General features: G+C 65.8%; 22 protein-coding genes and 2 tRNA genes. 15 read left to right on the top strand and 9 right to left on the bottom strand.

All coding sequences use genetic code 11. From position 1 onward, the window contains the following. The first annotated feature begins 14 nt into the window (after positions 1-14). The 9 genes from recF (at position 15) to ABIB26_RS01430 (ending at position 9,244) form a co-directional block, all read left to right on the top strand. On the top strand, positions 15-1,229 hold the full coding sequence (recF, locus tag ABIB26_RS01470; RefSeq protein ID WP_354238899.1) for a DNA replication/repair protein RecF: 1,215 nt from the start codon (positions 15-17) through the stop codon (positions 1,227-1,229). After that, positions 1,226-1,789 (top strand): DciA family protein, encoded by a 564-nt coding sequence (locus ABIB26_RS01465; RefSeq protein WP_354238897.1) that lies wholly within the window; start codon positions 1,226-1,228, stop codon positions 1,787-1,789. Before recF ends, ABIB26_RS01465 begins: the two co-directional genes overlap by 4 nt. A gap of 412 nt (positions 1,790-2,201) precedes the next feature. Continuing rightward, on the top strand, positions 2,202-4,286 hold the full coding sequence (gene gyrB, locus ABIB26_RS01460) for a DNA topoisomerase (ATP-hydrolyzing) subunit B (RefSeq protein WP_354238895.1): 2,085 nt from the start codon (positions 2,202-2,204) through the stop codon (positions 4,284-4,286). Positions 4,287-4,348: 62 nt separating this feature from the next. Then, a complete protein-coding gene (gene gyrA, locus ABIB26_RS01455; protein WP_354238894.1) occupies positions 4,349-7,039 on the top strand; it encodes a DNA gyrase subunit A in 2,691 nt (896 codons plus the stop codon). Beyond that, positions 7,036-7,650, top strand: coding sequence for a DUF3566 domain-containing protein (locus ABIB26_RS01450; RefSeq protein ID WP_354238892.1), 615 nt, complete (start codon positions 7,036-7,038; stop codon positions 7,648-7,650). The genes gyrA and ABIB26_RS01450 overlap by 4 nt, the downstream gene beginning before the upstream one ends. 98 nt (positions 7,651-7,748) lie before the next feature. Continuing rightward, a tRNA-Ile gene (locus tag ABIB26_RS01445) sits at positions 7,749-7,822 on the top strand. 65 nt (positions 7,823-7,887) lie between these two features. Further along, positions 7,888-8,010, top strand: coding sequence for a DLW-39 family protein (locus ABIB26_RS01440; RefSeq protein ID WP_354238890.1), 123 nt, complete (start codon positions 7,888-7,890; stop codon positions 8,008-8,010). A 71-nt stretch (positions 8,011-8,081) separates the two neighbouring features. Next, positions 8,082-8,157, top strand: a tRNA-Ala gene (locus ABIB26_RS01435). Positions 8,158-8,329: 172 nt separating this feature from the next. Further along, entirely contained in the window at positions 8,330-9,244 is a 915-nt protein-coding gene (locus ABIB26_RS01430; protein WP_354238889.1) for a DMT family transporter, read from the top strand. Between the two features lie 18 nt (positions 9,245-9,262). Here ABIB26_RS01430 and ABIB26_RS01425 read toward each other — a convergent pair whose 3' ends face one another. Together ABIB26_RS01425 and ABIB26_RS01420 are read right to left on the bottom strand one after the other, a co-directional pair. Beyond that, positions 9,263-10,138, bottom strand: a complete 876-nt coding sequence (locus tag ABIB26_RS01425; protein ID WP_354238887.1) for a glycosyltransferase family 2 protein — start codon at positions 10,136-10,138, stop codon at positions 9,263-9,265. A 133-nt stretch (positions 10,139-10,271) separates the two neighbouring features. Then, the gene (locus ABIB26_RS01420) at positions 10,272-11,261 is read right to left on the bottom strand and encodes a hypothetical protein (RefSeq protein WP_354238885.1); all 990 of its coding nucleotides are present in this window, start codon (positions 11,259-11,261) and stop codon (positions 10,272-10,274) included. Between the two features lie 154 nt (positions 11,262-11,415). Between ABIB26_RS01420 and ABIB26_RS01415 the strand changes: the two genes are divergently transcribed. The 4 genes from ABIB26_RS01415 (at position 11,416) to ABIB26_RS01400 (ending at position 14,530) form a co-directional block, all read left to right on the top strand. Next, complete coding sequence (locus tag ABIB26_RS01415) at positions 11,416-11,961, top strand: peptidylprolyl isomerase (RefSeq protein WP_354238883.1); 546 nt, start codon at positions 11,416-11,418, stop codon at positions 11,959-11,961. 9 nt (positions 11,962-11,970) lie between these two features. Continuing rightward, complete coding sequence (locus ABIB26_RS01410; RefSeq protein WP_354238882.1) at positions 11,971-12,852, top strand: rhomboid family intramembrane serine protease; 882 nt, start codon at positions 11,971-11,973, stop codon at positions 12,850-12,852. Positions 12,853-14,006: 1,154 nt separating this feature from the next. Then, a complete protein-coding gene (locus ABIB26_RS01405) occupies positions 14,007-14,273 on the top strand; it encodes a type II toxin-antitoxin system Phd/YefM family antitoxin (RefSeq protein WP_354238880.1) in 267 nt (88 codons plus the stop codon). Then, positions 14,237-14,530, top strand: coding sequence for a type II toxin-antitoxin system RelE family toxin (locus ABIB26_RS01400; RefSeq protein WP_354238878.1), 294 nt, complete (start codon positions 14,237-14,239; stop codon positions 14,528-14,530). The genes ABIB26_RS01405 and ABIB26_RS01400 overlap by 37 nt, the downstream gene beginning before the upstream one ends. A gap of 66 nt (positions 14,531-14,596) precedes the next feature. Here ABIB26_RS01400 and ABIB26_RS01395 read toward each other — a convergent pair whose 3' ends face one another. Together ABIB26_RS01395 and ABIB26_RS01390 are read right to left on the bottom strand one after the other, a co-directional pair. Then, the gene (locus tag ABIB26_RS01395) at positions 14,597-15,202 is read right to left on the bottom strand and encodes a DNA-3-methyladenine glycosylase I (RefSeq protein WP_354238876.1); all 606 of its coding nucleotides are present in this window, start codon (positions 15,200-15,202) and stop codon (positions 14,597-14,599) included. 5 nt (positions 15,203-15,207) lie between these two features. Then, positions 15,208-15,462, bottom strand: a complete 255-nt coding sequence (locus tag ABIB26_RS01390) for a cell division protein CrgA (RefSeq protein WP_354238875.1) — start codon at positions 15,460-15,462, stop codon at positions 15,208-15,210. A gap of 177 nt (positions 15,463-15,639) precedes the next feature. On the opposite strand from ABIB26_RS01390, the gene ABIB26_RS01385 reads away from it, so the two are divergent. Next, positions 15,640-16,455 (top strand): class E sortase, encoded by an 816-nt coding sequence (locus ABIB26_RS01385; protein WP_502913598.1) that lies wholly within the window; start codon positions 15,640-15,642, stop codon positions 16,453-16,455. A 170-nt stretch (positions 16,456-16,625) separates the two neighbouring features. Then, positions 16,626-17,267 (top strand): aminodeoxychorismate/anthranilate synthase component II, encoded by a 642-nt coding sequence (locus tag ABIB26_RS01380; protein WP_354238873.1) that lies wholly within the window; start codon positions 16,626-16,628, stop codon positions 17,265-17,267. Between the two features lie 27 nt (positions 17,268-17,294). Here ABIB26_RS01380 and pknB read toward each other — a convergent pair whose 3' ends face one another. From pknB to ABIB26_RS01355, 5 genes are read right to left on the bottom strand one after another with little or no spacing between them, the layout of a single operon-like run. Then, positions 17,295-19,274, bottom strand: coding sequence for a Stk1 family PASTA domain-containing Ser/Thr kinase (gene pknB / locus ABIB26_RS01375; protein WP_354238871.1), 1,980 nt, complete (start codon positions 19,272-19,274; stop codon positions 17,295-17,297). A 6-nt stretch (positions 19,275-19,280) separates the two neighbouring features. Further along, the gene (locus ABIB26_RS01370) at positions 19,281-21,104 is read right to left on the bottom strand and encodes a protein kinase domain-containing protein (protein WP_354238869.1); all 1,824 of its coding nucleotides are present in this window, start codon (positions 21,102-21,104) and stop codon (positions 19,281-19,283) included. Beyond that, positions 21,101-22,558, bottom strand: coding sequence for a peptidoglycan D,D-transpeptidase FtsI family protein (locus ABIB26_RS01365; RefSeq protein ID WP_354238867.1), 1,458 nt, complete (start codon positions 22,556-22,558; stop codon positions 21,101-21,103). The genes ABIB26_RS01370 and ABIB26_RS01365 overlap by 4 nt, the downstream gene beginning before the upstream one ends. Then, positions 22,555-24,006, bottom strand: a complete 1,452-nt coding sequence (locus ABIB26_RS01360; protein ID WP_354238866.1) for an FtsW/RodA/SpoVE family cell cycle protein — start codon at positions 24,004-24,006, stop codon at positions 22,555-22,557. Before ABIB26_RS01360 ends, ABIB26_RS01365 begins: the two co-directional genes overlap by 4 nt. Continuing rightward, on the bottom strand, positions 24,003-25,757 hold the full coding sequence (locus ABIB26_RS01355) for a PP2C family protein-serine/threonine phosphatase (RefSeq protein WP_354238864.1): 1,755 nt from the start codon (positions 25,755-25,757) through the stop codon (positions 24,003-24,005). The genes ABIB26_RS01360 and ABIB26_RS01355 overlap by 4 nt, the downstream gene beginning before the upstream one ends. Position 25,758: the final 1 nt, after the last annotated feature.

Raw genomic sequence — 25,758 nt, 5'->3', positions numbered from 1 at the left:
ATCCTGAATCCGGCGTGTACCTAGAACAACTTTCGCTCACCGATTTCCGCAGTTACGCCCAGGTGGACCTCAGCCTGGCGCCCGGCGTCACGGTTCTCGTGGGATCCAACGGCATTGGCAAGACCAACCTGATGGAAGCAGTCGGCTACCTCGCCAGCCTCAGCTCCCACCGGGTCAGTTCGGATGCGCCCCTGCTCCGCTTCGGCACCGAACGGGCCCTGATCCGCGCCAGACTGGTCCGCGGCGAACAGTCGACGGTGCTCGAACTCGAAATCAACGCGAGCCGGGCCAACCGTGCCCGCATCAACCGCAGCAATCCGGTCCGCGCCCGGGACATCCTCGGTATCTGCCAGACGGTGCTCTTCGCACCGGAGGACCTGGCCCTGGTGAAGGGCGATCCGTCCAGCCGGCGTCGGTTCCTCGACGAACTGCTGGTCAGCCTCATTCCCCGCCATGCCGCAACCCGCAGTGATTACGACCGGGTCCTCAAGCAGCGCAATGCGCTGCTGAAATCCTCCCGGGCCGGCAAGTTCACCTCCGGCCATGAGGCAACGCTGGATGTCTGGGACCAGCACATGGCGCGGGCCGGGGCCGAGCTGCTGCACGCACGGCTTGAACTCGTGGAACGGCTCCGGCCACATCTCAAGAGCGCCTATGCCCAGCTCACGGACGGGTCCAAGGAAGCCGGCGCCATCTACCGTTCGACGCTGCAGGATGTGCTGGAGGACGACGGCGCCGCGCCGTCGGCTGCCGATCCGGCAACGGCAGGCGAGGGCGCAGCAGCGGTGGAGGATCTGCGCGTGTTGTCCGTCGATGAACTCACTGACCGCTACGTCCAGGCCTTCGCAGCGTCACGCCGCAAGGAACTGGAACGGGGGATCTCCCTCGTCGGGCCGCATCGCGACGAGCTCGAACTCGTGCTGGGACAGGCCCCGGCCAAGGGCTATGCCTCGCACGGTGAAACCTGGTCCATGTGCCTGTCCCTCAGACTGGCCTCGTACTACGTGATGCTGGACGATGCCCGCACCGGTGGCTCGGCTCCCATCCTGATCCTGGACGACGTGTTCGCCGAGCTGGACGTTCAGAGGCGGCGTAAACTGGCGGCAATAGTATCCGGCGCCGAGCAGGTGCTGGTGACGGCCGCCGTCGAGGATGACGTTCCCGCGGAACTGGCCGGACGGCGGGTGCAGGTAGTCCCGGGAGGAATCGATGCGCCGGAATATCGATGAATAAGGATACCGACGGCGGCCTGCAGCCAGGCCGCGACCCCGACGACATCGACGCACCCCAGTCCGCGCTGAACAGAATGCGTGACGCTGCCGCGGCGCGGGGGGAAATCCGGCGCAAAGCCCCGCCGCGGCCCGGCACCGCCCCGCAGAAACCTGCCCGCAGTGCCGGTGGAACCCGTGGTTTCGGGCAATTCCACGGCACGGGCCGCGACCCCCTCGGCCTGGGGAAAGTCGTAGGCCGTCTCGTCGCGGAACGCGGCTGGAGTTCACCGGTGGCGGTGGGGTCGGTGATGGCCCAGTGGGGAACCCTGGTGGGACCCGAAATCTCGGCCCACTGCACTCCTGAGAGTTTCGAGAACACCACCCTGCACGTGCGGTGCGATTCAACCGCCTGGGCCACGCAGCTCCGGTTGCTCAGCATCAGCCTGCTGGACAAGTTCCGCACCGAGCTCGGGGAGGGCGTCGTGACCAAGATCCAGGTGCTGGGACCGGCGGCTCCGAGCTGGCGGAAAGGCGCCCGGACGGTCAACGGACGCGGCCCCCGCGACACCTACGGGTAATTGCAGCGGCGCCTCCAGCGCGCTGGATATGAAGCATTCCTTGCAAAAGTCTTGAAAAATGCGGGGACGGCGTGTAGGGCGCTCCGACGCCCCGGGGGCGTATAGGAACCCTAGGCCAGGACCCCTGGAGCCTTGCAGGCGGAGCCAGCGGCCTCCCAGCGGCCCTTTCCTTGCCGTTTGGGGCTCTGGGATGCGGGATTAGTCTCTCCTGCACGGTAGAATTGTGGCAGATAACTGGGCGCCGGTGAAACGTTGACTGAGTCCGTTTCCGACGCAAATACCAGCGTGCGGCGGACGGATCCTTGAGTAGAACGGCCGGTGTCATCAGTGACGTGCCTGTTGGCAACAGCCCTTTCCTCCGGAGAGTGGCAACGGCCGGCCTTCAACGAATACAGAGGAGTCGAGAGCGCCTGTGGCTAACGACAATGCAGATATCCCCGCCGCGGAACCCCAAGCGGAAGTTGTGATGGCAGTCGCGCCGGAGACCGTGGTCCCCCATGGCTACGGCGCGAGCGACATTACGGTCCTCGAGGGCCTGGAAGCCGTCCGGAAACGTCCCGGCATGTACATCGGGTCCACCGGACCGCGCGGACTGCACCACCTGGTCTACGAAGTGGTGGACAACTCCGTCGACGAGGCGTTGGCAGGCTACTGCACCCACATCGAAATCGTTCTGCAGGGCGACGGCGGCGTGAAGGTGGTCGACGACGGCCGCGGGATCCCGGTGGACATGCACCCCACCGAGCACAAGCCCACGGTGGAAGTCGTCATGACCATCCTGCACGCGGGCGGCAAGTTCGGCGGCGGCGGCTACGCCGTGTCCGGCGGCCTGCACGGCGTCGGCATCTCCGTGGTCAACGCGTTGTCCAGCCGCGTCGACACCGAGGTCCGCCGCCAGGGCCACGTCTGGCGGATGGCCTTCGCCGACGGCGGCAAACCGCAGGGCGGCCTGGTCCAGGGCGAGAAAACCGACGAGACCGGTACCACCCAGACGTTCTACCCGGATGCCAGCATCTTTGACAGCACGGAATTCGACTTCGAGACGCTGCGGGCCCGCTTCCAGCAGATGGCCTTCCTGAACAAGGGACTGCGCATCACGCTGACCGACGAGCGTCGCGCCCAAGAGGATCCGTCCGAGGACGGCGACCTCGATCTGGATACCGTCCCCACCGAAGGCGAAATCCCCGCGGAATTCCACACCGTCGTCTACCAGTACGACGACGGCCTGCTGGACTACGTGAAGCACCTGAACTCGGGCAAGAAGGTGGACGTGGTGCACGAGGACGTCATCGCCTTCGAAACCGAGGACACGGAACGTCACATCGCGCTGGAAATGGCGATGCAGTGGACCAACGCATACTCCGAGAGCGTCCACACCTACGCCAACACGATCAACACCCATGAAGGCGGTACCCACGAAGAGGGTTTCCGTGCCGCGATGACCTCGCTCATCAACCGCTATGCGCGGGAGAAGAGCATCATCAAGGAAAAGGACGACAACCTCACCGGTGACGACATCCGCGAAGGCCTCACTGCAGTCATTTCGGTCAAGCTGGCCGAGCCGCAGTTCGAGGGCCAGACCAAAACCAAGCTCGGCAACTCGGAGGTCAAGGGCTTCGTCCAGCGCGTTGTTACCGACGGTCTTGGCGACTGGCTGGAACGCAACCCCGGTCCGGCCCGCGACGTGATCCGCAAGGCCATTTCCGCCGCCCAGGCCCGGATGGCCGCCCGCAAGGCACGCGACAACGCCCGGCGAAAGAGCCCGCTGGAGTCCTTCGGCATGCCCGGAAAGCTCTCGGACTGCTCCTCCAAGGACCCGGCAAAGTGTGAGGTCTACATCGTGGAGGGCGACTCCGCCGGGGGCTCTGCCAAGCGCGGGCGCAACCCGGAAACCCAGGCCATCCTTCCGCTGCGCGGAAAGATCCTGAACGTGGAGCGCGCCCGGCTGGACAAAGCCCTCGGCAACGCCGAAGTCCAGTCAATGATCACGGCGTTCGGCACGGGCATCGGCGAGGACTTCGACCTGAGCAAGCTGCGCTATCACAAGATCGTCCTGATGGCCGATGCCGACGTCGACGGCCAGCACATCACCACGCTGCTGATGACGCTGCTGTTCCGCTACATGCGCCCGCTGATCGAAAACGGCTACGTCTACCTTGCCCAGCCGCCGCTGTACCGGATCAAGTGGTCCAACGCCCCGCACGATTACGTTTACAGCGACCGGGAACGGGACGCCAGGCTGCTCTCCGGCCAGGCCGCCGGTCGCCGCATTCCGAAGGACAACGGCATCCAGCGTTACAAGGGCCTCGGCGAAATGGACTACACCGAGCTCTGGGACACCACCATGGATCCGGACCACCGCACCCTGCTGCAGGTCACCATGGACGATGCCTTGGCCGCGGACCAGACCTTCTCCACCCTGATGGGCGAGGACGTCGAATCCCGCCGGAACTTCATTCAGCAGAACGCCAAGGACGTTCGGTTCCTCGATATCTAGCGCCGGATCCCGCGCCTAAATATTCCCGGACTGATATATACCTGAAACGGAAAATATAGACTATGAGTGACGAAACACCCGAGGTTCCGGCCGGCTCGGCCGCCGGCGAGCCCGCACTTGAAGGCACCGTTGTGGACAGCGACGTGCTGACTGACCGAGTGGAACAGGTGGACCTGCAGACGGAAATGCAGCGCTCCTACCTCGACTACGCCATGGCCGTGATTGTGGGCCGTGCCCTCCCCGACGTCCGCGACGGCCTCAAGCCTGTCCACCGCCGCGTGCTCTACGCAATGTTCGACGGCGGCTACCGCCCGGAACGTTCCTTCAACAAGTGCGCCCGCGTGGTGGGCGAAGTCATGGGCCAGTACCACCCGCACGGCGACACGGCGATCTACGATGCGCTGGTCCGCCTGATCCAGGACTGGACCATGCGCTACCCGCTGGCCCTCGGTCAGGGAAACTTCGGCTCGCCCGGCAATGACGGGGCTGCGGCACCGCGTTACACGGAAACCAAGATGGCGCCGCTGGCTATGGAAATGGTCCGCGACATCGATGAGGAAACCGTCGATTTCCAGGACAACTATGACGGCAAGAACCAGGAACCGACGATCCTCCCGGCGCGGTTCCCCAACCTGCTGATCAACGGCTCCTCGGGTATCGCCGTCGGCATGGCCACGAACATCCCGCCGCACAACCTCCGCGAAGTGGCCGACGGCGTGCAGTGGTACCTGGCCAACCCGACCGCCAGCCGCGAAGAGCTGCTCGAGGAGCTGATCCTGCGCATCAAGGGTCCCGACTTCCCGACCGGCGCCACGATTCTGGGGCACAAGGGCATCGAAGATGCCTACCGGACGGGCCGCGGCTCCATCACCATGCGCGCCGTCGTCAACGTCGAGGAACTCCAGGGCCGCACCTGCCTCGTGGTCACCGAACTGCCCTACCAGGCCAACCCGGACAACCTGGCGATCAAGATTGCCGAGCTCGTCAAGGACGGCAAGATCTCGGGCATCGCGGACCTCCGCGATGAGACCTCCGGACGCACCGGCCAGCGCCTCGTGATCGTGCTCAAGCGCGACGCCGTCGCCAAGGTGGTGCTGAACAACCTCTACAAGCACACCCAGCTGCAGGACAACTTTGCCGCCAATATGCTGGCAATCGTCGACGGCGTGCCCCGCACGCTGAGCCTCGATGCCTTCATCCGCCACTGGGTCACCCACCAGATGGACGTCATTGCGCGCCGGACCCGCTACCGCCTCCGCAAGGCCGAGGAAGAAGCGCACATCCTGCGTGCCCTGCTCAAGGCGCTGGACGCGCTGGACGAGGTCATCGCCTTGATCCGTGCGTCCAACACCACCGAGGCGGCCCGCGACGGGCTGATGCAGCTCCTGGCTATCGATGAACTGCAGGCCCGGGCCATCCTGGACATGCAGCTCCGCCGGCTGGCAGCCCTGGAACGCCAGAAAATCCAGGATCGCCACGCCGAACTCGAAGCCCTCATCGCCGAGTACAACTCGATCCTGGCATCCGAGGAGCGGCAACGCGAGATCATCAGGACCGAACTGGGCGAAATCGTCGCCAAGCACGGCGATGACCGGCGCACCAAGGTCCTGCTGGGCTTCGACGGCGACATGTCGATGGAAGACCTGATTCCGGAAGAGGAAATGGTCGTCACCATCACCCGCGGCGGCTACGTCAAGCGCACCCGCAGTGACAACTACCGCTCGCAGCAGCGCGGCGGCAAGGGCATCAAGGGAGCGCAGCTGCGCGGCGACGACGTCGTAGAGCACTTCTTCGTCACCACCACGCACCACTGGCTGCTGTTCTTCACCAACCTGGGACGCGTCTACCGGGCCAAGGCCTACGAACTCGTCGAAGCGGGACGTGACGCCAAGGGCCAGCACGTGGCGAACCTGCTCGCCTTCCAGCCCGATGAGCACATCGCCCAGGTGCTGGATCTGCGGGACTACCAGCACTCGCCGTACCTGGTGCTTGCCACCAAGCGCGGCCTGGTCAAGAAGACCCGCCTGGAGGACTACGACACCAACCGTTCCGCCGGCGTCATCGCGATCAACCTCCGCGAGGGCGACGAGCTCGTCTCCGCCCAGCTGGTCTCGGAAACCGATGACCTGATGCTGGTGTCCCGCAAGGGCCAGTCCATCCGCTTCACCGCGACGGATGAAGCCCTGCGGCCGATGGGCCGGGCCACGTCCGGCGTTACCGGCATGAAATTCCGGGAGGATGACGAGCTGCTCGCGGCCGACGTCGTCACGGACGGCTCCTTCGTCTTCGTCGTCACCGAGGGCGGCTACGCCAAGCGCACCGCTGTGGAGGAGTACCGGCTCCAGGGCCGCGGCGGCCTCGGCATCAAGGTCGGCAAGTACCAGGAGGAACGCGGACACCTCGTCGGCGCGTTGATCGTGCAGGAAGAAGATGAGGTCCTGGTGGTCATGGAAGGCGGCAAGGTGGTGCGTTCTTCGGTGGCGGGTGTTCCCGCGAAGGGCCGCGACACGATGGGCGTGATCTTTGCCAAGCCGGACAAAAATGACCGCATCATCGAGGTCGCGCGCAACAGCGAGCGGGGCCTCGAAACTGACGAGGAAAGTCAGGCATCCGGTCCGGATGACGTAACGTTGGCTGAAGATACCGGACCGCACGACGGGTCCGCAGAGGCAGAATCAGCACCGGCCCCGGAGTCAGATGAGTCATCAGGCAATGCCGAGCTGGACGAAGACAATACCGGAGGTAACGAGTGAGTAATCCCGACTCATATCCCACGCCGAACAGCGGCAGTCCCGGCGGAATGCGGCAACCCGCATCCGCACCGCGCGTGAGCGCGCCGTCACGTCCCCAGCAGCGCCCCGGCGCGCAGGGCGGAGCCGCCGGTACGGCACAGCGCCCGACGGCGCCCGGGGAGCGCCCCGCACAGGGCCGCCCGACGGCGCCCGGACAGCGTCCCGGCCAGAACGACGCCGGCCTGATCAAGCCGGCCCCCAAGGCAAAGGTCCGCCGCGCCCGCCTGCTGGTCAGCAAGGTGGACCCGTGGTCCGTGCTGAAAATGGCTTTCCTGCTCTCCGTTGCCCTGGGCATCGTGACCGTGGTGGCTGCGATCGTGCTCTGGACGGTTCTTGACCTGACCGGCATCTTCGATCAGGTCGACAGCCTGCTGGGCACCCTGGCCGGCTCTGAGGGCGGCGGCTTCGAACTGAAGAAGGTGGCCTCGCTGGGCCAGGTTGCGTCCTTCGCCACCATCCTCGCCGTGATCAATGTGGTACTGCTGACAGCCCTGTCCATGCTCTCAGCCGTGCTGTACAACATCTCCGCCACACTGGTGGGCGGCATCGGCGTCACGCTTACAGACGACTAAGGCCCGCACTTTTCCCGGATATTTTCCCGGGAAATGCCTCGATTTGAGATCGGGCCGGGATGTGCTGTAAAGTCATATCTCGGCCCGATGAGGCATCGGGGCGTATAGCTCAGGCGGTTAGAGCGCTTCGCTGATAACGAAGAGGTCCCAGGTTCAAGTCCTGGTACGCCCACGGAACCTGTACAGGGTTCGGTAGGGATTTGGTGATGGTCCGGGTTTGTCCGGGGCCGGAACGGGGTGCAGGTGAAGACGTTGCTGGTTGTTGCAGCTACGATCGCAGGCGTCCTGCTCTACAGAAAAGTGCAGGAGTCCGAAGCCCGGAAAACAGTCTGGAGCGAATCAACCGACACGGTTGACTAGCCCGGAATCCCGGAACGGGAGCTGGAAGCAGCTTCCCGAACTAGGGGTATGATTGTCGGGTTGCTTCTTATGGGGGCATGGCGCAATTGGTAGCGCACCTGCTTTGCAAGCAGGGGGTTCGGGGTTCGAGTCCCCGTGCCTCCACCATAGGGAAGGCCCCGTACCGCGGAAACGCGGTACGGGGCCTTTTGCATGACCTGAATCCGGGCAGCTGAAAGAGGGACCGTCTCATTACTTGGGCTTGGCGTAGTCGCCCATGCCCTGCCAGTCGATGCGCGTGTGTCAGGTGGCCTCCTCCCGGCCCCACTACTGTTGGACCGTGAACTTCTTCCTTGCCGCTGTGGGAGTGCTGGGAGTGGCCTCCTCCGGGCCCCTTATCGCCGCCACCCTGGGCGCCACCACCGTCAGCGCCCTGGCCATCGCGTTCTGGCGCAATGCGATCGGTGCTGCCGTGATGGCGGGGCCCGTACTGGTCCGGCAACCCCGCCAGTTTGCCGGGATCACCGGAAAAGAGTTCCGCTGGTCCCTCGCGGCGGCCGTCGCCCTGGCGCTGCACTTCGCCTGCTTCATCACCTCCCTGCAGCTGACGTCGGTGGCGGCAGCCACCGCCCTGGTCTGCCTCCAGTCCGGATGGATCGCTATCTTCCAGCTGTTCCGGGGTGTGCGGCACCGCTGGCAGGTCCTGGTTGGCCTGGGCATCGCTGTGGGCGGCGTTGTGGCGATCACCGGGTTCGACATGGGCACCTCCCCGGGCGCGCTCCTGGGCGACCTCCTCGCCGTCGCGGGAGGCGCCCTGGCCGGTATCTACACCCTGGCGGGCGGCAAGGCCCGCCAGAGCATGGGGACCGGGGTCTATACGACGCTCTGCTACGGGATGTGCGCCGCCGTCGTCGCGGGGCTGGCGCTCGTATCCGGGCAGCCGCTAGCCGGATTCGACGCCGCCGGCTGGCTCGGCATCCTGGCCGTCACCGTGTGCGCCCAGCTGATCGGCCACACGGTGTTCAACCACCTGCTGGCCACCATGACTCCGCTGCTGGTATCCATGATCATCCTGCTGGAGATCCCGGGGGCCGCCCTGCTCGCCGCGGCGTTCCTTTCCGAGACGCTGCCCGCGGGGACCTATGCCGGCCTGGGCATGATCCTGGTGGGGCTCGCCGTCGTTGTCCTGGGGCAGCGGGGTTCGCGGGCCGTGCGCCGCAATGCCGCCCGGCTCGCGGAGCTGGGGACGGACTGATCTGCCGGGTGTACGGGGCTACTGGCCGCCGCGGCGGGCCGGCTGGGCGGTGTTGACCGTGTGGATGGCACGGAGCAGTTTCGCCGGGAAATAGACCGAGAAGAACACCACCATGGGCGCCTTGAGGGCCATCTTCTTGACGTTGTGCGCCTTGTACGTGCGGTCGAAGCGCGTCACGTAGTACCGGTAGTCGCGGGGCGAATCTTCAAGCCTGCGTGCGGACATCCCGGAAACCATGGCGGGCCAGTACTGGATCCGGAGTTCGTGGTCGGCCAGATGCAGCGAGAGGTCGATATCTTCATGCATCTCGTCCTTCTCATCCCGGCAGGTCTCGCCGCGGACGACTTCCCAGGCGGAACGGCGCAGGGCCATGTTTGAGCCGAACAGGAAATGGTACTGGTGCTTGGCGAGCTTGAGCATCAGCTGGCGCATCTTGTCGTCTGCCTTGAGGCCGAAGCGGCGCATCGGCATGTCGTAGTAGACCACCGGACCCGTGGCCGCGTGCACCGACTGCTCAGCGAACGCCTTCTGGACCTGTTCCACCCAGTCCGGTTCGAGGACTGAATCAGCGTCGATCCGGCCCAGGATATCGCCGGTGGCATGGTCCAGGCCGAAGTTGCGCGTGGGAATCAGGCCCTGCTCCCGGTCCTGGCTCAGCAGGATGATGGGGCTCTCCGGGTATTCCAGCTGCATCTGCCGCACGATCCCGGCCGTGCGGTCCGTGGACATGTTGTCCACCACGATGATCTCGTGGGCCGGGACGGACTGGTAGACCGCCGCGATCAGGCACTGCCTGATGACGCTTTCCTCGTTGTAGGCAGGGATGACAATGGAGACGGCCGGTGGCGGCACAGCATCGTCTAAGGCATCCAGGGAGGATCTATCGGGTGACATCCCCTCAAATTTAGCACCCATGCCCGCTTATTCCGTCCGGCGCCGGGCACCCTTCGGCGAGGAAACAACGGGAGGGATCCCGCCCGTGGCGGAATCCCTCCCTGAGCCGGCCCTCGGGGGCTACAGCTTCGGGCTACTTGCCCGTGGTCTTGTCCGCGCCGTTGTTGCGGCTGGCGGCAATGTTCCGCACAGCAGTCTTCGCATCGGTGGCGACCTTGGCGGCAGCATCCTGGCTATCCTCGGCCGCATCCGTCGCCACGTGCTTGGCAGTGTCCGTGGCGTCCGCGGAGGCAGCCGCCGACGAGTCGGCGGCGGCGTCGGAGGCCTCCGCGGCCTTGTCGGCCGCGGCGGTTGTTGCCGCGCCTGCCGTGCCGGCGGCTCCAACAGTGCCGGCGGCGGCGCTGACTGCGGTGGCCGGGACCGGCGCAGGGGTAACCGGCGCCGGGGTCTTCCAAGGATCTTCGACCGGCTGGGAGGCCTTCCAGGCGGCAAACCCCGCGGCGGCGGCCGCGGCGATCACGCCGAAGATGAGCAGTCCGCGGTGCTTGGGCTTCTGCGGCTTGGCAAGCTTGCCGCTGACCGCCTTGCTGGCCCCGTTCGCAGCCACCTTGAGGTGACTGCCGGCCGATTTCGCCTGCTCCTGGACGCCGTGGATGATCCCCACATCGCCAAGCTTCTGGGCCACAGCATCGACGTGCGCCGGGGCGCTTTCCAGCGTGCGGTGTACGGCCTCGGAAGCGTAGCCGATCTGGTCCGAGAGCCTGGGCAGGTAATCCACGACCACCCTGTCGCGTGCGTTCGCGATGACCGGCGTCGCCCGGTCCAGCGCCTCGTGGAGCCGCGGGGTGGCGCCTTCAACGGCGTCGTGGATCATGGGTGCGAGCTGCGCCAGGCCGTCCTGGAGACGCGGGGTTACCGTGGCAACGCCGCCGGCCAGATTGTGGGCGGCCGACTTGAGCCCCTCCTGGATTTTGGGAGAAGCGGTATCCAGGCCGTGCTGCAGTCGCGGAACGGCCCAGTTGACTGCTGCTTCAACCCGCGGTGCCGCCCAGTCCTTGGCGTTCCCTACTCCGGTGCTGACTGACTGTTCCAGCTCACGGGCAATACGGTCCGATTTCTTCACAACTGCCTCCCGATTAATGTGACGTATCTGGAGTTAGCCTACGTGTCCCAGACCTCACCGGCTATTCTTCAGTCCGATTTCTGGAGGATTTCACCCAGCGCGGAACTGGCTGACCGGCCCTATGCGGATTGGCCTGTCATGGAAGAATAGGGCCATGACTGCCATCGCAACTGCAAAAGCAACCATCCACACGAGCCTGGGCGACATCGTCGTCCACCTCTTCGGAAACCACGCCCCCAAGACCGTCGAAAACTTCGTCGGGCTGGCCACCGGTGAGAAGGCCTGGACCCACCCCGAATCGGGCGAGGACAAGACGGGCACGCCGCTGTACGACGGCACCATCTTCCACCGCATCATCAAAGACTTCATGATCCAGGCCGGCGACCCCCTGGGCCGCGGGGTCGGCGGACCGGGCTACAAATTCGATGATGAGATCCACCCGGAACTGACTTTCAACGAGCCGTACAAGCTGGCCATGGCAAACGCCGGGATCCAGATGGGCAAGGGCACCAACGGTTCGCAGTTCTTCATCACCACCATCCCCACCGGCTGGCTGCAGGGCAAGCACAGCATCTTCGGTGAGGTGGCCGATGAGGAATCCAAGAAGGTTGTTGACGCCATCGAGGCCGTGCGCACCGGCACGGGCGACCGCCCCGTCGAGGACGTCACCATCAACAGCATTGATGTAGAAAAGCTCTAAGCCCAAGCCATGAGCTACGGAATTCCGGCGGCCGAGCCGTCCGCGCAGATCCCGGTGTGCCCCCGGCACCCGGACCGTCCCGCCTATGTGCGCTGCCAGCGGTGCGGGCGTCCTGCGTGCCCCGACTGCCAGCGGGCGGCCGCCGTCGGATTCCAATGCGTTGACTGTGTCAACGAAACACGACGTACGACGCCGGACGTCAAGACGGTCTACGGCGGCGCCGTGGCCGGTGGCCGGCCGCTCGTAACGATCGTCATCATCGGGCTGTGCGCCCTGGTCTATGTTCTGCAGTGGCTGGTCCCCAACGACGGGGTCTATCAGAACCTGGCGTTTGCCACCGTCTACGCCAGCCCGGAGTTCGGCGTGTTCGAACCCTGGCGCATGGTCACTTCCGCCTTCCTCCACTCGCAGGGCTTCATCCTCCACATCGTGCTCAACATGTACATGCTGTGGATTTTCGGTCAAGCCCTCGAGCCACTCCTGGGCCGCATCCGCTTTCTGGCGGTCTATCTGCTCTCCGCCTTCGGCGGATCCGTCGGCTACCTCCTGCTGACGCCCGGTTACGTCCCAGGCCAGCCGCTGAGCGGCGTCGTGGGTGCTTCCGGCGCCATTTTCGGCCTCTTCGGCGCCATGCTGGTGGTCCAGCGACACCGCGGCGGCGATACCAGGCAACTCTGGGTATTGATCGCGATCAACGGCGTCATCGGATTCCTGGTCCCCCAGATCGCCTGGCAGGCTCACCTTGGTGGCGTGGTCACCGGCGCCCTGTGTGCTGCCGTCATTGCGTACACGCCCCGTGGCCCGCGGCAGGGGCTCCTGCAGGCGGGCGGCCTCGTGCTGGTGCTCGCCCTGTTGATCGCCGTCTCCGCCCTCCGGGTGGCCGGCGCCTAATTCGGGGCCGGCCGGGCTTAAGGACATGCCCCGCGCCGGGGTCGGCGGATGGGCATATTCCGGTTGTGCCCGGTCCAGGGCGCGAGGAATGGGCATGTCCCTCCCGGAGAGCAGCCGGTCCCCTCAGCGGAGCCACCCGCACACGCCCCGGGATCCGGACATGCCCCGCGCCGGGGTCGGCGGATGGGCATATTCCGGTTGTGCCCGGTCCCGGGCGCGACGGATGGGCATGTCCTCCCGACGCGAAGACCACTAGGCGCGCATTCTTTTGCCTGTCTTTAGCCGTCTCTTCCATCCGGCCTCCTCGCACTCCCTGCGTGCGGCTCCCTGCCCTGCCTCCAGGCGCTCCCTGCGTGGGCGCTTGCCTCTGGTGATTTATCCACACCCCCTCCCGGGCTTGTCCGCGCCCTTTTTCTGCGGGGCGCTCGGGTCCGCCTGGCCCGGAACAGCCCTGCGCCTGGGGCCGGCCGGAAGTTATCCACGGAAGTTGTCCACAGGGGTTATCCACACTGTTGGTAACTTACATGGCTGTAGTTCAACGCGGAGCGACCGATCTGTCCGCGCCAGCTGGCGATTACCCGCCGGGCTGTCCATCGATCTCCACAATTGTGGATAAGTCCCGTTGGTTGCCCTGTGGTTAAGTGGACAACTCCGTGTCTTGGGCTCCGGTTACAGGCCCGGATCGCATCGCTCGTGGAGGCGGCCAGTGACTGGCCTGAATGGCTTGCTGGCAACCCACAGCGTCCTGTCGGATTTCAACAGCTTTATGCACACTGTTAATAACTAGATGCTCTGAGTGTCCGTATCTCGTGGCCACGTGTCGGGCCGTGAGATCGCCCCTGCGGTGCACTGACCGTTGAAGTTATCCCCAGTTGTGGATAACTTGTGGGTACTCGCCTGTTGTTAAGTGGATAACGTTGCCGCGGGCTGTGTTTTGCAGGATCCTGGGGCCCGAGCCAGGGAGGCAAGCGTACACCCTGTGACGGACAGCACTTCCCGGACTTATCCACAGCAAATCCACAATGTTAATAACGCAAATGACTGTAGTTCAGAGGGTGCTATGCCCGGCGGTTCCCCTGTCATCGTCGTTGTCGGCGTGTTTGTATTTTTTGTACGTCTTGAGCGATTTTTCACAAAGTGGTCAAATCGTATATATGGGTGATATTGCGATTTCTGAGGCACGAAACCACCTGGCGGCCATCGTGGACAACGCGCACCGCGCGCACGAGCCCAATTTCCTGACCCGACGCGGCATCCGCGTCGCAGCCCTGGTCGATGCGGCGGAGTTTGAGCGCCTCCGCGAGGCGGCCGAGGAATTGGACGACATCCGCGCCGTCGACGCGGCCTGGGAGGAAGTAGAACAAACCGCGCAGACTCCGATTCCGTGGGAGGATGTCAAACGCGATCTGGGCCTGGTGTGAGCTACGGCCTTGAGGTCTTGCCGGCAGCGGCCCGGCAGCTACGCAAACTCCCGCCCGAGGCCCGCCGCCGGATCCAGGCAGCCGTTGAACTCTTGGCTGAGACGCCCCGGCCGCCCGGGGCGAAAAAACTTAGCGGTCGAGTTGAATGGCGCGTATGCACCGGGGACTACCGGGTGCTTTACCGCATCGACGACGGGTGCCCGGTCATCGTTGTGGTTCAGGCGGGACATCGCCGTGAGATCTCCCGAGAAGCGTAGTGCGCACCGCCTCCATGGCGCAGGAACGTGGAGACTACGTCTCAGGCGTGAGTTGTGCGCATTGCCTCAGTGCGGCCAGACGCCCGAGCTGCCGCGCCGGTGGCTGTCGAGCAGATGGGTGTCCACCATGCCAATGGCCTCCATCAGGGCGTACATGGTGGTGGGACCGACGAAGGCGAAGCCCTTCTTCCGCAGCGCCTTGGACAGCGCAATGGACTCCGCGGACGTGGTGGGGATCTGCTCATGCGCGGTGGGCACCGGCGTCGATTCCGGCTGGAACTGCCAGACGAAGTCGACCAGTCCCCCCTCGTCCCGGAGGGCGAGGGTGGCCCGGGCGTTGGTGATCGCGGCCTGGATCTTGAGCCGGTTGCGGACAATGCCGGCGTCCAGCATCAGGCGGTCAATGTCAGCCTGTCCGAACGTGGCGACCGTCTCGGGGTGGAAGTCATGGAACGCCGCCCGGAAGGCCGGCCGTTTCCGCAGGATCGTGGCCCAGGACAGACCCGCCTGGAATGCCTCAAGGCTGATCCGCTCGTACAGCCCCTGCTCATCACGCACCGGGATCCCCCACTCGGTGTCGTAGTACTCGCGCAGCATCGGGTCAACGGCCGCCCACGGGGGGCGCGCCAATCCGTCGTCGCCAATGATGGTGCCGGTGACAGCCGGGGTCATAAGTATCAGGAACGCCAGCGGGTGGTCATGAGGAATCCCACAATGGCGATGCCAAAGCCTGCAACGATGTTCCACGAGCCCCACGCTCCGACCGGCAGGGTCGCTTCGCTGATGTAGAAGGTGATGATCCACAGCAGGCCGATGATCATCAGGCCGAACATCACCGGTTTGAACCAGATCGGGTTGGGCTTGTTGGCCTGCGCGGCAGAAGACTGCTGCGGCGCGCTGGCGGTCCTTTTTCGCGGCTTCGACTCGGGCACGGGTCCTCCTTGGCGGGCTGGAACAGGAGCGGCACGCCGGCTTGGTATCCTGCAAGAAGGAAAACGCCAGCGGTCAACGCGCTCTTGGTCAAGTTTGAATTCTTACTAGCAGCCAATTCTAGCTGTAGTTCAGGCCACCCTGGTGTCCGCCGCGAACATCCAGGAGGGGAAACCACGGTGCTGCAGCTTCGGGACAGGGCCGCCGCCGGGGCTGCCCGCGCCGCTGGCCTTGCCTCCCGCAGCATCGGCGTTCTTGGGGAACTGCTCGTCACCGCCGGCGTCATCCTCCTGCTGTTCGTCGCATGGCAGCTGTGGTGGACCAACGCGGAGTCCGACGCGAACCAGCGGGAGGCGGTCCAGGACTTTGCCCGGCAGTTCAACGGTGCCCGAGAGTCGAACAGCACAGTGTCGCCGGGAACCGGCGCGGCGACCGGCGCGGCGCCGTCGTTCGCCCCTTCTGCGGACTACGGGCCGGCAGCAAGCTCCGCAGAGCCGGCCGTCGGGGCGACGATCGGTCTTTTGTACGTCCCCAGGTTCAGTGCAGGGTACACCCGGCCCATCATCCAGGGGACCGGACCGGCGGTGCTGGATACCCTGGGGATCGGGCACTACGAGGGCACATCGATGCCCGGTGCGGCCGGGAATTTTGCGGTTGCCGGCCACCGGCAGACCCATGGCGCGGTGCTGGACAACATTGATGCCCTGGTACCCGGCGACAGGATTTATGTCCAGACCCGGGACGGCTATTACATCTACGTGTTCCGGAACAGCGAGATCGTCCTGCCCACCCGCACGGATGTACTGCTGCCCGTCCCGACGCAGCCTGGAGCAGTACCCAAGGAGAGCTACCTCACCATGACCAGCTGCAACCCCCGCTTCGGTTCGCAGGAACGCTTCGTGGCCTACGCCCTGCTGGAACGGTGGCAGCCGGCCTCGGCGGGGCCGCCGGCCGAAATCGCAGCCCAGGTCCAGCGCGCCAGCCAGGAGGGCTGACCGTTGTACGCATGGATTTTCCGTCATCTTCCGGGCCCCCTGTGGCTCCGGATTGCCGCCGCGTTGGTGCTTGCCGCCGGCGGGCTGGTATTGATGGTTCAGTTCCTATTTCCCTGGATGGCACAATTCACCCAGTTCACTGATTCAACGATTGGTTCGGCAAGGCACCCATGAGCACAACCAAGATCCTCGTCGTCGACAACTACGACAGCTTTGTCTACACCCTGGTCGGTTACCTTCAGGAGCTCGGCGCGGAGACCACAGTGGTCCGCAATGACGATGTCACCCTCGCAGAGGCGATCGAGATGGCTGAAGCGCGCGACGGCGTCCTCGTCTCTCCGGGGCCGGGAACCCCTGCGGCTGCGGGGGTGTGCATCGAGCTGATCAGGTGGTGCGGCAGCCACACCAAGCCGATGCTGGGGGTGTGCCTGGGACACCAGGCCCTGGCCGAGGCCTACGGCGGGACCGTCACGCACGCGCCGGAACTGATGCACGGCAAGACCTCCCTAGTGGAGCATCACGGGACCAGTGTGTTTGCCGGAATCCCGTCCCCGTTCACCGCGACCCGCTACCATTCCCTGGCAGCGGTCCGCGAGAGCATCCCGGAGGTGCTGGAGATTACCGCGGAGACCGGAACCGGCGTCGTCATGGGGCTGCAGCACCGCGATGCCCCGCTGTGCGGCGTCCAGTTCCATCCGGAGTCCGTGCTGACGGAAGGCGGGTACCAGATGCTGGGAAACTGGCTGGAGTCACTCGGCATGGCAGGCGCGGCCCAGAAGGCTGCCACGCTGAGCCCGCTCATCAAGCACTGACCACCGCGGACGCGGCTCCCGGCCGGGCTACGGGAAGATTCCGCCCAGAGCCGCGATCCCGTTTTCCTTGGAACCCTTCGTGGAGGTCGGCGTGGGGGTGGGTGTGGGTTCCGGCGGGGGCGTCGGAGCCTTCGCCACGGTGACGGAGATGACTTTGCCCGGCTCCACCAAGGAGTTCGCCGCATCACTCTGCGCCGTGACCTTGCCCGGTTCCACCTGGGAGTTCTCGACCTCGGTCACGCTGAGGCTCAGCCCGAGGGCTTTGAGGGCCGCCTCAGCCTCGGCCCGCGGGATCCCGATGAGCTGGGGCACCGCGACCTTGCCGGTGGAGACGACGAGTTCGACCACGCTGCCGACCGCCACCGGCTGGCCGGGAGCGGGTTTGGTGGTGATGACGAGGCCGGCCGGCACGGTGGGGCTGTTGTCCATGATGGTGGCCGGCGCGCCGGTCAGGCCCTTCTGCCGCAGGACGTCCCGGGCGGCTGCCTCGGTCCGGCCGGGCAGGTCCGCGGGGATGATGACGACGCTGGGCCCCTCGGAGATATTGAGCGTGATCTCCGAATTCGGCTCTAGGGAAGTGCCCGGCGCCGGGACGGTACCAATGGCAGTGCCCTTGGCGACTGTTTCGTGCTGGACCCGGCTGATCCGGGGCTTGAAGCCCGCGTCGTAGAGCTTCTGGAGCGCCTCGGATTCCGTCAGCGACGCCACCGGGGGAACATCGACCTTGACGACAGCCGGCGGTGCCTCGTTCATCACGTTATAGAGCCACAGGCCACCGCCGGCCAGCACCAGCGCGGTAAGGACCAGCAGGGTGGCGATCCAGGTCCGACGGCGGAACTTCTGCCCGGTGGTGTGTTCGCGTTCGGCAGGGAACACCAGCGGAAAGCTTCCCGTGTCCGAAGCTGCATAGGAGACGGCGGACTGGGCCGTCAGGGCGTCGTCGGGGCCGGGGATGTCCTGTGTGGGCCGCAGTCTGCCGCCGGGCACGTCATCGAGGAACTTGGCGCCGGTCATCGGGAAAACCGCCGTCGGGGTGCCCTCCGACGTGGGCACGGTGTCGTTCGGATCGGTAGGGGCCTCACTGGCCGCCAGCGGGGCAACTCCCACCCCGCTGCGCGCCGCGCGGAGGGCACGGCGGAAAGCGGCGGCATCCTGGAACCGGTCCGCCCGGTTCTTCTGCAGGGCCTTCATCAGCACGCTGTCCAGGGCGTCGGAGATTTCCGGGTTGAGGCTGCTGGCAAGCTCCGGAATTTCCCGGACATGCTGGTAGGCCACGGAAACTGGGCTGTCCCCGACGAACGGCGGCCGTCCGGTCAGCATTTCGTACAGCAGGCAGCCGGCGGAATAGAGGTCGCTGCGGGCGTCCACGGTTTCGCCCCGGGCCTGCTCCGGCGAGAGGTACTGGGCTGTGCCCACCACGGCCTGGGTCTGCGTCATGGTCGCGGAAGAGTCTGCCATGGCTCGGGCAATGCCGAAGTCCATGACCTTGATGCTGTTGGAATCGGGGCAGAACATCACATTGGCCGGCTTGATGTCCCGGTGGACGATCCCGGCTTTATGGCTGTAATCGAGGGCCGCGAGGACGCCCAGGCTGTAGTCGATCGCCTGGTCGATGCTGACTTCCTTGGCCCGGACGAGGTCCCGGATTGTCTTTCCTGAAACGAACTCCATGACGATGTAGGGCACCCTGACGGTGTCCTCGTGGTCACCGGGAACGGCGTGGTCCCCGGTGTCGTAGACGGAAACGATAGAAGGGTGGTTCAGCGCGGCCACGGCCTGTGCCTCGCGTTTGAACCGGGCCTGGAACTGGGGGTCCCTAGCGAGGTCCGGTCGCAGCAACTTGACGGCTACGGTGCGCCCCAGCCTGGTGTCCGTTCCGCGGAACACGTCGGCCATGCCGCCGCGCCCGATCAGCTCACCCAGCTCGTAGCGCCCGCTGAGGACGCGCTGCGTGTTCACGGGGCCGCGGTCCTCCCGGTGCGACGGTGTGCGGGTTGAATCAGACACGGAGTCCTACGGTCCCTTGGTAGCGGTGGGCGACGGGGTGGCCTTGGCGGCTGCCAGGTGGTAGGTCACGAGGGAGCCCGATGCCACCTTCTGGCCCTGGGCAGGTTCTGAACTGACGAACGTTTGCGGATCCTCTTTCTTGTTGCTCGGTGCGACGTCGGCACCCTTGGCCCAGCGGAGGCCGGCTCCCTCGATGGCCTGCTGTACTGCTGCTTCCGAGGCCCCGGAGCGGATCGCGGGGACCGAGACCATTTCGGGCCCCTTGGAGTAGCTCACGGTGATGGTATCGCCCGGCTGGACCGGCCCGGAGGGGTCGATGTTGGTGACCGTTCCCGGCGTCGCGTCATTGAAGACCTCGACGCCGGTGACGGCCAGCTTCTGCCCGATCAGTTCATTGCGGACCTCGTTGAACGGCCGCCCCAGGTAGGCGTCCGGAAAGAGGTTGATGGCGGCCGGCGTGGACTCGGTGGGGGTCGCGGGGCTGCTCGTGGGGCTTGGACTCTGGGACGTGGGCGAGGTGGTGGGACTCGAGCTGATGGGGCTTGCGCTGGTGGTAGCGGCGCTGCTGTTTGCCGGGGCCTGCGGCGGGAAGAGGATGCCGGCCTGGGTAAGGATGACGCCCACGAGGGAGAAGAGCACCAGCAGGATCAGGGCAATCAGCGGCCACGTCCATGGGCTCCGGCCGCGGCGCTGCGGTTCATCAACGGGTTCGTCGTAGTCATCGTCCTCCTGCACCCACTGGCGCTCGGCCGCAAGGGCATCTGCACGGGAGAGGGTGTTGCGCGCGCCGTAGGCGCTGGCTGCGGCTGCGCCGGCCGCCAGGCCCGCAGCGGCTCCCGCGCCGGCGCCGATCACCGGCAACGCGGAGGTCGCCGACGTCGTCCGGTCCTCGGCGGCGCTGGCGCCGATCACGCCGGTCGCCGCAGTCGGGACGTCAACCGGCGCTGTGATGGGTCCGGTAGTTGCCTCGAACAGGAGCATGCCGGGCACAGCGGCGTGGGCCGCGGAGATGTCGCCGTTGCGGATGGCCTCGGCGGCCGCGGAGAGTTTGATCGCGTCGGCCGGCCGGTTCTTCGGGTCTTTGGCCAGCATCGACATCAGCAGGGCCCGGACCGGCTTGGGGAGCGTCTCGGGCAGGGGCGGCGGTGCGTCGTTGACCTGCGCCAGCGCGATGGCGATCTGGGATTCGCCGGAGAAAGGGCGGTGCCCGGTGAGGCACTCATAGCCGATCACGCCGAGCGAGTAGATGTCCGAGGCGCCGGTCGCCGTCTGGCCGGTGGCCTGCTCGGGTGCCAGGTATTGGGCCGTGCCCATCACCTGTCCGGTCTGGGTCAGCGGAACCTGGTCAGCCAGGCGGGCGATGCCGAAGTCGGTGACCTTGACCCGTCCATCGGGAGTGATCAGCAGGTTGCCGGGCTTGATGTCGCGGTGCACCAGGCCCTGGGCATGGGCCACCGAGAGGGCCCGGGCCGTCTGGGCGATCATGGAAAGGGTACGGTCCGGGGAGAGCACCTGCTCGTGTTCGATGATGCTGCTCAGGGGCTGGCCGGGCACCAGTTCCATCACGAGGTAGGCGGATCCCTCTTCCTCGCCGTAGTCGAAGACATTGGCGATGCCTACGTGGTTCAGGAGCGCGGTGTGGCGGGCCTCGGCGCGGAACCGCTGGAGGAAGCCCGGATCGCCGGTGTACTCCTCTTTGAGCACCTTGATGGCGATGATGCGGCCAAGGATCAGGTCTTTGGCTTTCCAGACTTCTCCCATGCCACCGATCGCAATACGCGTGGTCAGCTGGAATCTGCCGCCGAGGGTGATTCCTGATGTAGGCCTCACTTATTCAACACCGCCTCAAAAATCTTCTTCGCGTTCGGACTGGTTAGCTTTGCGCCGGTGGTGATGTCCACGTCTTGCATGACGATGGTGACAGCCACTTGCGGGTCATTCGCCGGGGCAAACCCGGTAAACCATGAGTTGTTCAGGCCGGTGCCGAGTTCGGCGGTACCGGTCTTGCCGGCCACCTGGACCCCGGGCACGGCCGCTCCCCGGGCGATGCCGTCGCTGACGACGCTGGTCATCCACTCGGTGATCTGCCGTGAGATCTCCGGCGTGGTGGAGGTCCGCAGGGCCTGGGGTTTCGGCTCGCTGATCGGCCGCAAGTCCGGCGAGCGTACGGCCTTGATCAGGTTCGGCTGCATCTGCACTCCGCCGTTGGCGATCGCGGCCGTCATCGTGTTGATCTGGAGCGGGGTGGCGCGCACGTCGCGCTGGCCGATCGCCGACTGCGCCAGCGACGCGTCGTCCAGCGGCTCTCTCGGGAAGACACTCGGGGCGTAGTCCAGCTTCAGCTGGTCGCCAAAGTCCTGCCCGAAGCCGAACTTCTCCGCCTGGTCCGCAATCGCCTTCTGCCCCAGATCGATGGCGATCTTGGCGAACGGCGTGTTGCAGGACTGCTGAAGGGCGAACGCGAACGACGCCGTGTCGCGGGTGTAGCAGTTTCCGCCCGCGTAGTTCGGCAGTTTGTACTGGATGCCGGGGAAGGTCATCTCCGCCGGGTTGGGCAGGATGCTGTCCTTGTTGTATTTTCCCGAGTTGAGGGCAGCGGCGGTGTCTATCAGCTTGAAGACAGAGCCTGGCGCCAGCGCTGCGCCGGTGGGTCCGCTGACGTTCTGGTTCAGGTTGATCCCGGGGACCTTGTTCAGCTCGGCGAAGTTGGCGGCCTCGGCCGCCGGATCCTGGGTGGCGATCAGATTGGGGTCGTAGGAAGGCTTGGACACCATGGCCAGGATGGCTCCGGTCTTCGGGTTGGTCACCACGATCGAGCCGCGCTGGCCATCCGGGATGAGGTCGTAGGCGAGCTTCTGGATCTTGGGGTCGAGCGTCAGTTCCACCGAGGCGCCCTTGGGCTGGTTGCCCAGGAAGAGCTGGCCGATCCGGTCCAGGAACTGCTGGTCCGAGCTGCCCTCGAGCTCCTTGTTCATCGCCTTCTCCAGTCCGGTCACGCCGAAGCTCCTGGAGAAATAGCCGGTGATCCCGGCGTATGGCTCCGGCTGGGTGTAGGTGCGCTGGAAGCTGCAGCTCTCTGCGGCGGCCACAGATTCTGCCACCGGGCTGCCGCCGACGATGATGGCGCCGCGGTCGTTGCAGTAGTTCTGCAGGAGGGTGCGCTTGTTCCAGGGATTGTCTTTGAGCTCGTCGGCGCCAACCACCTGCACGTAGCTGAGCGCGCCGAAGATCAGCGCGAACATCGCGATGGCTGCTATCCACGAATTGCGAATGGCCTGGTTCATAGCTGTTTCACCGCCTCGGTGGGTGCGTCGGGACTGGTACGGACGCCGGGGGCGGAGGCCGGCTTCGAGGGCATTGCGGGTACGTCTTTCCGGGCGCCGGGGACCTGTCCGGGCGGCAGCGGTGTGGTGTCCACCGGGCTCCGTGCCGTGTGCGAAATCATCAGCAGCAGGCCGACGATGATCCAGTTGGCCAGCAGCGAGGAGCCGCCTGCGGCGAGGAAGGGGGTGGTGAGGCCGGTGAGCGGGATGAGCCGGGTGACGCCACCGATCACCACGAAGCACTGCAGCGCGATGGCGAAGGAAAGGCCGCAGGCGAGCAGCTTGCCGAACGCATCCCGGGTGCCGAGCGCGGCGCGGAAGCCCCGGGTGAACAACAGCAGGTACATCAGGACGATGGCGAAGAGCCCGATCAGTCCGAGTTCCTCCCCGAAGGAGGCAATGATCATGTCGCTGTTCGCGAAGGGGACCAGGTTGGGGCGGCCCTGCCCGAGGCCGGTGCCCACGAGCCCGCCGTTGGCCATGCCAAACAGTCCTTCGACGATCTGCAGGCTGCTGCCGAATTCCCTGCCGTAGACCTCATCGGTGAAGGCATTGAGCCAGCCGTCGATCCGGAGTGCCACGTGGGAGAAGACCTGCGCGGCGACGTAGCCGCCGGCGGAGATGAGTACGACGCCGATGATCACCCAGCTGATGCGGCTCGTCGCCACATAGATCATGACGAGGAAGAGGCCGAAGAACAGGATGGAGGTACCCAGGTCCCGCTGGAAGATCAGCACGCCGATGGACACGAGCCAGGCCGCGATCATGGGGCCCATGTCCTTGACCCGCGGGAACTGCAGCGGCCCCACCTTACGTCCGGCCAGGAGGATAAGGTCCCGGTTCGAGGAAAGGTACCCGGCGAAGAATATGGCCAGCGTGATCTTGGCAATCTCACCGGGCTGGAACGTCATGGGGCCGAGCTTGATCCACACCTTGGCGCCAAGGATCTCACCGGCGGAGATGCCGGGAACCAGGGGCAGGATCAGCAAGACTGCGCTCACGGCGAGTGAGATGTAGGTGAAACGGCGGAGGATCCGGTGGTCCTTGAGCAACCAGATGACCGCTATGGCCACAGCCATGGCCACGAGCGTCCAGCGCAACTGGTTGTTGCCTGTATCTTCGCCCACCCGGTCCAGGCGGTGGATCATGGCCAGGCCCAGTCCGTTCAGGGCTACGACCAGCGGAAGTATTACTGGATCAGCATATTTTGCGCGGATGCGCACCACGAGGTGGAAAGCCAGCGCCGCCGCCGTCAGAAGGCCGGACTGGAACCAGAAGTCCGTGTCGAATGCCTTTTCCCGGTCCACGCCGACGAGGGCGTTGGCTCCGATGCCCACGGCAAGGGCGAGGATAAGCAGCACCAGTTCCACGTTTCGGCGTGGCTTGGGCGTCGAGTCGATCTGTGTCATTTGCCCCCCTCACATATAGGAGCTGTCTGCGGGGGTGTGGCAGACGGCTGGGCCGTGTCGCTGGGCCCGGGGCCGGGTGTGGGCGCCGCGGCGCCCGGTGGGGACGCCGGGGGACTGGCCGTTGCCGGCGGGGAGGGCGTGAGGCATTCGTCCGCCGGGGCCGTGGTGCCGGTGCGCTCCAGGTTCTTCACGATCCGCTGGGCATCGTAGAGGTCCCGTGCGGGCACCGTCTGGCGCACGCGCTGCTGGGAGTATTCGGGCAGGTCTGACATCCGGATTTCGGTCACCGTTTCGAGGGTGGACAGCTGGATGGGCCCCAGGCGCTGGGAGACCCCGTTGAAGATGGCGACGTGCTGATCGTGCTCGCCGATGTAGTAGCGGGTCTGGGTCCACGCGTAGCCGAGCCAGAGACCGACAGTCAGGACCGCGACGATGGCCGCTGCGATGGAGATGGTCAGCCAGCGCCGGGGCCGGGCCGCCGGCTTGTACTCCTCGGCGTCCTCGCGGGCCTGCTCTGACTTGTGGGTCAGGACTGTCGCTGCCCGGCGGGCCACGGAGCGCCCGGCAATGGAGGGGATGGACCCGTATTCAGCGGCTGTCGCGGCAGCGCCGACCAGCTCGTGGGGACGGGTGGAGAGCTCCTCCCGGAGCACTTCGGCCGAGAGGTGCTCGCCGAGATGTGGGTCGGTTGCGGGCTCTGGTTCCTTCTTGTCCGGGGCCGCGCCGCTGCCGCCGGCCGCGGGAGCCCCGGCTGCGCCATCCTTGGCAGGGAGGGCGGGCTTCTCGGTGTCGGTGGGCTTCGCACTGTCCCCGGAAGTACCGGCGTCGTCCTTCTGCTGCGATCCCGCGAGACCGGCGCCGTAGGTGCTCCCGCTGTGCGGCCCGGCAGCGGCGGCAACTGTCGCGGCGACGGCGGCCGTAGCGATCGGCGTCGGGACAATTTCGACGGCGGCGGTCCGCACATCGTCCGGCGTCTGTTCGGCGATATCCACCATCACCACCGTGACGTTGTCTGGCGAGCCGGCCTCGAGCGTGAGGTCAATGAGCCGTTCGGCGCATTCGCGCAGATCCTTGGTTTCGCGCACCGTGCGTTCCACGACATGCCCGGCGACGTAGTTCAGGCCGTCGGAACACAGCAGCCAACGTTCACCCGGCTGGACGTCGAGAGTGGCGAGGTCAAGTTCCGGGCTCGCGTCAACGTCGCCCAGGACGCGCATCAGGACGTTTTTGTGCGGATGCGTTTCCGCCTCTTCAGGCCGCAGCCGCCCCTCGTCGATGAGGCGCTGGACAAACGTGTGGTCGACGCTGACCTGTTCGAATTCGCCCTTGCGCAAGCGGTAGGCACGGGAATCGCCGATGTGGGCGAAATGAAGCTTGCCCTCGGCCAGCAGCAGCGCCGTAACCGTGGTTCCCATGCCGGCAAGCTTCGGATTGATGTGGACGAGTTCGGACAGCAGCGAGTTGGCCGTCTGGATCTCGTCGGCGAGGACCGTGCCGGCATCGCCGTCGTAGTGATCGTGATCGAGGTGGATCATGTCCAGCACGGTGGCTGCGGATGCGACGTCACCGCCGGCATGGCCCCCCATGCCGTCCGCGACGACGGCAAGGTGCCGCCCCGCATAGGCGGAGTCGTCATTTTTGGCCCGCACGCGGCCGACGTCGGAACGCGCGGCGTAGCGCATGATGAGCGACCGCTTCGGGGCAGGTGTTTTGCCTGCTGCCTGGTCTTCGGGAATGCCGGGGGCAGCCACG

The organism is Arthrobacter sp. UYEF20 (assembly GCF_040546335.1).
Classification (GTDB): Bacteria; Actinomycetota; Actinomycetes; order Actinomycetales; family Micrococcaceae; genus Arthrobacter.
This window is presented reverse-complemented; position numbering and strand designations above follow the sequence as displayed.